This window comes from Corallococcus praedator, assembly GCF_003612125.1.
GTDB classification, from domain to species: Bacteria; Myxococcota; Myxococcia; order Myxococcales; family Myxococcaceae; genus Corallococcus; species Corallococcus praedator.
The window spans coordinates 1-8,112 of the sequence record NZ_RAWI01000409.1; the positions used below are offsets into that span (position 1 = coordinate 1).

The 8,112-nt window shown below is 71.3% G+C and carries 2 protein-coding genes; both read right to left on the minus strand.

Translation table 11 applies throughout. From position 1 onward, the window contains the following. Positions 1-152 precede the first annotated feature (152 nt). Positions 153-2,516 carry a penicillin-binding protein 1C gene (pbpC, locus tag D7Y13_RS34445; RefSeq protein ID WP_120585087.1) on the minus strand — a complete coding sequence of 788 codons (2,364 nt, stop codon included), beginning with the start codon at positions 2,514-2,516 and terminating at the stop codon, positions 153-155. 6 nt (positions 2,517-2,522) lie between these two features. Continuing rightward, positions 2,523-8,112: Ig-like domain-containing alpha-2-macroglobulin family protein (locus tag D7Y13_RS34450; protein ID WP_120630917.1), on the minus strand; the 5,590-nt coding region annotated here is incomplete at its 5' end.

The window sequence follows — 8,112 nt, forward strand, 5'->3', positions numbered from 1 at the left end:
GCCCCTGGACACGCCCGCCCTGTATGACGCGGCTGCGGGGCTGGGCGCTTGCGGTGACTGGTGCGCGGGGCCTCGCGTGGAGGGTGCGTTCCTCAGTGGCGTGGCGCTGGCGCGGCGGGTGGCCGAGGGCGTTCGCGGAACTTGAGCGTGCTTCACTCGCGCTCGCGCACCACCAGCGTGCGGCGGGCGGTGAGGCCCCGGTCGTCGGTGACGAGGATGTCGTGCGTGCCCACCGACGGCTGCCACCAGAGGCGCTCGGCGGCGCGCGCGGTGCCCAGGAAGGCGCCGTCCACGAACCAGGTCAGCTCGCGGTCCTGCGCGGCCTCCGCCTCCAGCGGCACCTCCTGCTCCCTCGCGGACATGCCCGGGATGAGCAGCGCCACCTGTCCTTCCGGGGGCGAGAGGATGATGGGCGTGTCGCGCTCCCCTCCCGCCACGCAGCCGGGCGCGAGCGGGGGCGGCTCCGGCAACTGGCGCTGCTGCTCCGCGAGCCACCGGCGCAGGCTCGCCGGCCACGTCAGGTACACGCGGGACTCCGTCCGGCGCCCCGCGCGGCAGCTCGGCCCCACCGACAGGCCGGACTCCACGTCCACCTCCACCCGGTGGTGATACGGACACGGCGCCGTCGGCACCGCCGTGCGCACCGCGTCCACCGTCTTGCGCTGCGTGCACGCGTCCGTCGGCAGGTGCCCCGAATACGCGCACACCTCCACGCGCACCAGGTCCTTCGGCGGCGCGACGTCCTCCTCCTGAAGCATCGCGCCGCGCGGCCCCACGCCCTCCAGGATGTCGAACAACAGCGGGGCCGCGTTCTCCGCGCCCACCAGGTGGACGCTGGACGCGTGGTTGAAGTTGCCCAACCACACCACCGCCGTGTGCTTCGGCCCCGAACCCGCCGCCCACGCATCCCGGTTGCCGAAGCTCGTGCCCGTCTTCCAGTGCACCCGCGCCGGAAGCCCCGTCAGCCGCCGCCGCTCCGGAAAGTCCGGCCGGTCGCGCAGCGACAACGCCTGCCGCGTCAGCCACGCCGCGCCCGGTGACACCAGCGCACCGGCCTTCTTCGCGGGCGCGGCCTCCTCCTCCAGCACCCGCAGCGGCCGGGCCCGTCCATCCCCCGCCAGCGCCAGGTAGATGCCCGCGAGCTCCAGCGGCGTGAGTTCCAGTCCACCTACCGCCGCGGACAGGCCGTAGTGCCCCGGGTGCGGATCCAGGCTGGTGACGCCCGCCTGTCGCAGCGAGCCCAGGAAGCCCTCCACGCCCAGCCGCTCCAGGAGCCTCACGAACGGCAGGTTGAGTGACTGCGACAGCGCGGACTCCATGCGCACGAGCCCCTGGAAGCGCCCGTCGAAGTTGCGCGGCGAATAGCCGCCGTACGCCACCGGGATGTCCGTCACCAGCGTCTCCGGCCCCACCAGCCCCTGATCAATCCCCAGCGCGTACAGCAGCGGCTTGAGCGCCGACCCTGGGGAGCGCGGCGTGGCGAAGCCGATGATCTGCCCGCCGTTCTTCCCGTCGAAGAAGTCGAAGTTGCCCACCAGCGCGCGCAGCTCGCCGGAGTCGCGATCCGCAATCACCACCGCGCCGTTGTGGATGCCCTGCCGCTCCAGCCTCCGGGCCGCGTCCGCCAGCGTGCGCTCCACCAGCCGCTGCGTGCCCGCATCCAACGTCGTGCGCAGCCACGTCTCCTCCGGCCGTTGCGCCTTGAGCCACACCGCCGCATGCGGCGCTTCCCGGGGGAAGGGCTTCAGCACGTCCGGCACCTGCGTCGCCCGCACCTCCTCCAGCACCACGTCGGACGCCACGCCGTCCACGCCCAGGCCGCCCGACTCCAACAACCTCCGCGCGATGTCATCCCGGGCCGAGCGCAACCGCGCCGTGTTCTCCGGCGACGGGAAGCGCCGGTTCGGGTTCTGCGGCACCGCCAGCAGCGTGGAGATCTCCGCCGGACTCAGGTGCGCGGCGGTGTGCCCGAAGTACGCGAGCGCCGCCGCCTCCACGCCCTCCACGTTGCGGCCGTAGGGCACGAACTGGAGATACGCATCCAGCACCTCTTCTTTCGACAACCGCACCTCCAGTTGCGCGGCGCGGAACGACTCCACGACCTTGGAGGTGAACGTGCGCGGCCGTGGCTCCAGCACGCGCACCAACTGCATCGTCAGCGTGGAGGCCCCGGACACCCGGCGCCCCCGGCTCAGGTTGAGGCCGGCGGCGCGCAGGGCCGCGAGCGGATCCACGCCCGGATGGTGGAAGAACCGCTTGTCCTCCAGCGCCAGCAGGGCGCGGACATAGGCCCGGTCGACCCGGTCCTTCGGCGCGGGGATGCGCCACCGCTCGTCCGGGGCGAGGAAGACGTACGCGGGCGAGCCATCCCGGTACGCCATCACCACCGAGGGGGGCGCGGCCAACCGCTCCGGCAGCGGCACCCACCAGGCCGCCGCGAGGCCCGTGCACAGCAGCACGAGCCCCGCCAGCAGCCCCCCCACCCACTTCCTTTTGCTGAGACGCAGGCGACGCATGGGGGCCTAGAGGAGGTCGTCCTTCCAGGGACCCACCACCTGCACCGTGCCCGCCGACTCGCGGGCCCAGGTCTCGGAGTCGTACATCGCCTCGGCCTCCGCGGACGGCAGCGTGAAGGAGCCCGCCGTCACCGCGCGCACCGCGTAGACGACCTTCTTCGTCTCACGGGCCTGCAACGCGCCGAACACCTCCATGCGGTCGTCGCGCACGTTCACGTAGTCCGGGGCCCACTGCTGCTCCTCGGACACCCACTCCACGCTGCCACCCCGGCCCAGGCGGGCGTTTTCAATCTCCCAGCCCGCCGGCAACCGGTCCACCAGCGCGATGTTCTGGATGCGCTCGCCGGTGGTGTTGGTGACTTCCAGTTGCACGTAGATGAGGTCCGCCAGCTTCACCGGCGTGGCCTTCAGGTCCAGCTCCGTGCCGTCCAGCGAGTGCCACGTGCGCTTGAGCGTCAGCCCGTGGCCGCCCACCTTCACCTCCGGCGTGGTGCGCACACCCTCGCTGTTGACGATGAGGTAGACGGAGCCCGTCCCCTTGTCCTTCATCTCCAGCGACAGGCCGGTCCGCTCGCTGGCGCGCGCCAGGGACCACGTGCGGTCCGACACGCGCGCGTCCTTCTCCGCGATGGATGCCAGGGCCTTGCCCCCGGCCGTCAGCGTGGGAGGCGTGAAGCTGGTCGCCGTGCCCTGCAGCCGCTTGCCCAGGCCGGTGATGCCCCACACCAGTTCCTGCGTGGAGTAGTACGCCGACGAGCGCGTCTGGAGCGCCGTCGCCACCATGCGCGCCAGCGGCTCACCCTCCGGCGCGTCGCCGAAGAGGTCCTGGAAGGTGCTCAGCTGCATGCCGCGCCGACGCCGGTCGGAATAGAACGACCAGTTGTTCTTGCGCTCGTCGGTGACGGGCGACAGGTCCGGGCTGCGCAGGTCCTTCTCGTAGCGCCGGTCGCCAGAAAGCCACAGCGCGGCCTTGAGCAGGTACAGGTCCTCCTGCTGCTCGCCCGTGAGCGGCGTCTTCTTCGCGCCCGCGTCCAGCGCGGTCACCAGCGCCTGCACGCGCGCCTTGCGCCCCTTGCCCGCGGACGCGAGCACGTAATGCATGTACGGCTCCGCGTGCTGGCCGTAGTGGTCATCCTGGCCGAGCTTGCCCTCGTTCTGGGTCAGCTCGTTGCCCAGCCACGTGAGCGCGCTGTCCAGCCGGTCCTCCGGCACCGGGTACTTCAGCTTGCGCGCGTCCAGCAGCATGTGCGTCGCGTAGGCCGTGCCCCAGGCCACGGGCTCCTGCGAACCCGGCCAGTAGGCGAAGCCACCGGAAGCCGTCTGCATCGACAGCACCCGGTTGATGCCCGACTGCACCATGTCCTCCACCTTCGCCGTGGAGACGAGCGTGGGGTCCACCCGGTCCACCAACTGGCTCACGAACAGCAGCGGCCGGGTGGAGGACGTCGTCTGCTCGATGCAGCCGTACGGGTAGCGCACCAGGTACGAAAGGTGCTGGAGCGACTTCGCGTACGGATTGTTCGTCACCCACACCGTGGTGCGCTCGGTGGTGGGCACCCAGCCCTGAAGCAGCGGCCCCAGGTCCGTCGTGCCCTGCGCCAGCTCCACCTGCTGGATTTTGCGCTCACGCGGACCGGCCGGGGACAGCGGCACGTCCAGTTGTTCGCGCGACGTGTAGCCACCGCCCTCCACCGTCACGACGAGCCGCGCCGCGCCCACGGACTGCACCGCACGCCCCTGGAACACGAAGGTGCGCGACTTGCCATCCTCCAGCCGGGCACGGCCCTCGTTCTTGCCCGCGAGCTTCAACGGCGAGCCCACGTCCGCGGGCATCGCCATCCCCGGCACCGCCAGCGCTTCGGCGGCCAGCGTCACCTTCACGTCCTGCGCCTTGCCGGACAGGTTGGTGACGAAGACGGGAATCTGGATGTCGTCGTTCTGGGTGAGGAAGCGCGGCAGCGTCGTCTGGAGCACCAGCGGGTCGCGCACCAGCACCTGCGCGCTGGCCCGGCCGATGCGCTTGCTGCCCGCCGTCACCACCATCACCCGCACCGCGCCCCGGTACTGCGGCAGCTTGAAGGGCACGCGCAGCTTGCCGGAGGCCGGCACCTCCACCACGCCGCTCCACAGCGCCACCGGCTTGACGGGCTGCACGCGGCCCGCCGAGCCGCCCTCGTCACCACCCGTGGAGCTGGAGTTGCCTCCGGGCGGCACGAGCAGCGCCCAGCCCACCGTTTCGAAGGTCTGGATGCCCAGCGCGCGCCGGGTGAAGATCTCCTTCAGCGGATCCGGACTCTGGAAGCGCGTGAGGGACAGGATGCCCTCGTCCACCACCGCCACGGTGGCGAAGGTGGGGCCCTCCACGCCCTCCACCGCCAGGTCCACGGTGAGGGTGTCGTTGGAGCGGACCTCCTTGGGCACCGTCAGCGTGACGGCCTGGGTGAAGTCCACCGGCTCCAGCGCGATGCTGCCCACGCCGAAGGCGCGGTCGGGCATGAACGCCTTGGCGGACTCCAGGTGCGGATCCTTCACGAGGAACGCGCTCACGTAGACGTTGGGCGCGTACTCCGTCGGCGTGAAGCTCCAGGACACCTCCCCGGGCTCCGCCTGCTTCCACGCGGTGAAGAGCACGCGGTCGGTCTCCACCGTGAAGAGGACGCGGCCCCGGTAGGGCGCCTTGACCTTCACCGTGAGGGCCTCGCCCACCTTGCCCTTCGCCGGCAGCGACAGCTCCAGCGCGGTGGGCTTGAGCGGACGCGGCGTCTGGTCCACGCGCGAGCCCTCGCCGTACCAGTAGTAGCGGCCGTCACCCTCCAGCGACAGGTCCGTCTGGGTGGAGCCCGCGCGAGCGCGCACGAGGTAGCCCGCGCCGTCATTGCCCGGCGTCACCGTGGCGGAGAACCGGCCGCCCTCCACCTTCGCCGTGAGCTGGCCGTCGCGCTGGGGGCGCAGGTAGCGCTGGTAGCGCTCGTAGCCGGATTCCTCGTCGTAGTAGTAGCCGTAGTTCTCCTCCAGCAGTTGGTACTCCAGCTCCACCGTCTTCGGCCCCTTGCCGTCGGCGACGAGCTGCCCGTTCCAGTCCACCACCACGCCCGACACCGTGAAGGGCGTGCCCGCCTTCACCTTCTGCGTGTTGGCCTGGAGGCCCAGGTAGAACGCGTCCGGGTGCACCGGCACGTTCGCCTCGCCAATGGTGGCGCGGCCGCTGCCGGACTCGAAGACGCTGGCCACCGCGGACAGCCGCGTCGCGCCCTTGATGGGTCCCGACGCCGCCTGAGCCGGGCACTTGAGCAGCGCCTGTCCCTTCGCATCCAGCGTGCCCTTCACCTGGCCCAGCGTCACGGGCCGGGGCTCGTTGCCGTCCTGGCGCCAGATGCCGTAGGCGTACTGCCCGTTCTGCTTGGGCTTGAAGGGCACCGACTCCAGGCGGCACGTCATCTCCACCGGGCTGCCCTCCGCCGAGCCGCCGAAGAGGTACGCGGCCTCCACGGCCACCGGAATCTCCTCGCCCTGCTTGTAGCCGGGGGCCTGCGTGGCCGCGGTCACCTTCATGCGCTCCGGGACGAACTCCTCCACGCTCAGGCCGTAGGAGGCCACCTCGCGGTCGGCGATCTTCAGGCGCACCGAATAGCGGCCCGTGTCCTGGAAGGCCGCGAACGTCTGGTCCAGCGACACGAGGCCCGCCGCGTTCGTCTTCAGCGTCTCCTTGCGGATTTCGCGCTCGCGCGGATCGATGACGCGCACCTCCACCGGCATGCCCACGGGCGGCGCCAGGTTGTCCTGGCCGCGCAGCACCGCGGCCACGTGCGCGGTGTCACCGGGGCGGTACACGCCGCGGTCGGACCAGAGCGAGGCGCGGTAGGGCTGCTCGGCGCGGTACGGCTCGCCCTGCACGTCCGAGTTGGCGATCTCCGTCTTCAGCTCGTCGTACTTGAGGTACGTCAGCTCATCGCCCTTCCTGGCCACCAGCGCGAACGGCTCGCTGTCATCCGCGCCGGGCGCGGGCACCTTGAGCTGGCAGCCGGCGTCGCCCTGGGTGGTGCAGCGGGCCACGGTCTGCCCGCTCTTCTTCACCAGCGACACCTCCACGCCGGACAAGGGTTCGGTGCTCTCCAGGCCCAGCGCCCAGACCCAGACCTCGCCTGTGTCCTTGGAGCCCGGCGCGGGCCCGCCCTTCTTGGCCACGAGGCTCAGGTCGGTGAGCAGGATGCGGGAGGCGGCGCGGTATTCGCCGCGCTCGGCGGTGATCTCCACCAGGCCGCGCGTGGTGGCGGGCACCAGCGAGGCGACGTCCACGTAGGTGGTGAGCAGCGAGTCCGGCGTCGACTTGAGCGGCACGTTCTTGCGCAGCAGCACGTTGCTGGTCCGCTCGTCCGCCTTCTCGTCGTAGTTGTTGCTCATCCAGAAGACGAGGTTCTCCGGCGGCACGTTGCGCACCGTGAGCGTCACCTCCTCCAGGTTGAGGTGCTGCAGCGGCAGGTTCTTCCACGCGCTGCGCGGCAGGTAGCGACCGCTGGTGGAGAAGCGCACCTGGGGGGCGCGCGCGGGCACGGAGTAGCCGCGAGAGAAGGCGCCCAGCAGGGTGCCACCGCCCACGGTGGGCGTGCCCTCCGCGAGGGTGAGCGTGTGCGGGCCGCGCTTGAAGTCCCCGAAGATGCGGAAGCCGCGGCGCGACGGCGCGACGGTGAACTTCACCTTGGGCTTGAAGCGGATGGCCTCCGCGGCCACGGCGTCGCTCAGCGAGCAGCCCCGGTTGTCGTCGTCGTAGTAGTACGAATCCCACTGCTCATCGACGGGGCTGGGGGCGGCGTTCGGCTCCGCGTCGCGGCAGCTCACCTCGAAGAAGTAGCCGTTGGCGCCCTCCTGGAGGCTGACGAAGGTGATGTCCGTGCGCTTGCCGCCGGCCAGCGGGACGCTGGCGTTGGCCGCGGGAGCGCGGGTGTTGGGGGCGCCCGCCTGCTCCAGCCCGTCCTTCAGCGCGAACTGCACGATGGCCGCGGCCCGCAGCTTCGGGTGGGTGAGCACCGCGGACAGCGAGTTGCGCGTGTCCGCGCGGGTGGTCCACTTCACGTCGGTGATGGCGGCATCCCCGACGCGGAAGCTCGAGCGGGAGCGCACGGCGGCCAGGTCCACGGGGCCGGAGAAGGTGACGTTCATCTCCACGAGGCCCTTGGCCAGGTCCATGCGCGTGGGGACCACCTGGACGAACTTGAAGGCGTACGTGGTGAAGTTGTAGCGCCACGCCCGCTCCGACGGCGGCTTCACGACGCCCGCGTCGGTGCCCACCGCGTCCACCGACACGGTGTACGTCGCGCCGGCCGTGAAGCCGGGGGCCGCCGGGGTGAAGCGCAGCGACGAAGGCCCGGTCCACGACAGGCTGCCGGCCACGGAGGGCGACAGCGTCAGCACACTGCCCAGGACGGATTCGTTGTTCGGGCGCAGCGGTCGGGAGAACTCGACGACGATGCCTTCGGGGAGGCTGTTCTCGCTGACCAGCTCGCGGATGACGGGCGTCAGCGTCTCCGCCTGGGGCAGGGACGGGGTGGAGGCGGTGGACGGCTTCGAGGCGTCCGTCGCCCCAGGGGTGGAGTTGGAC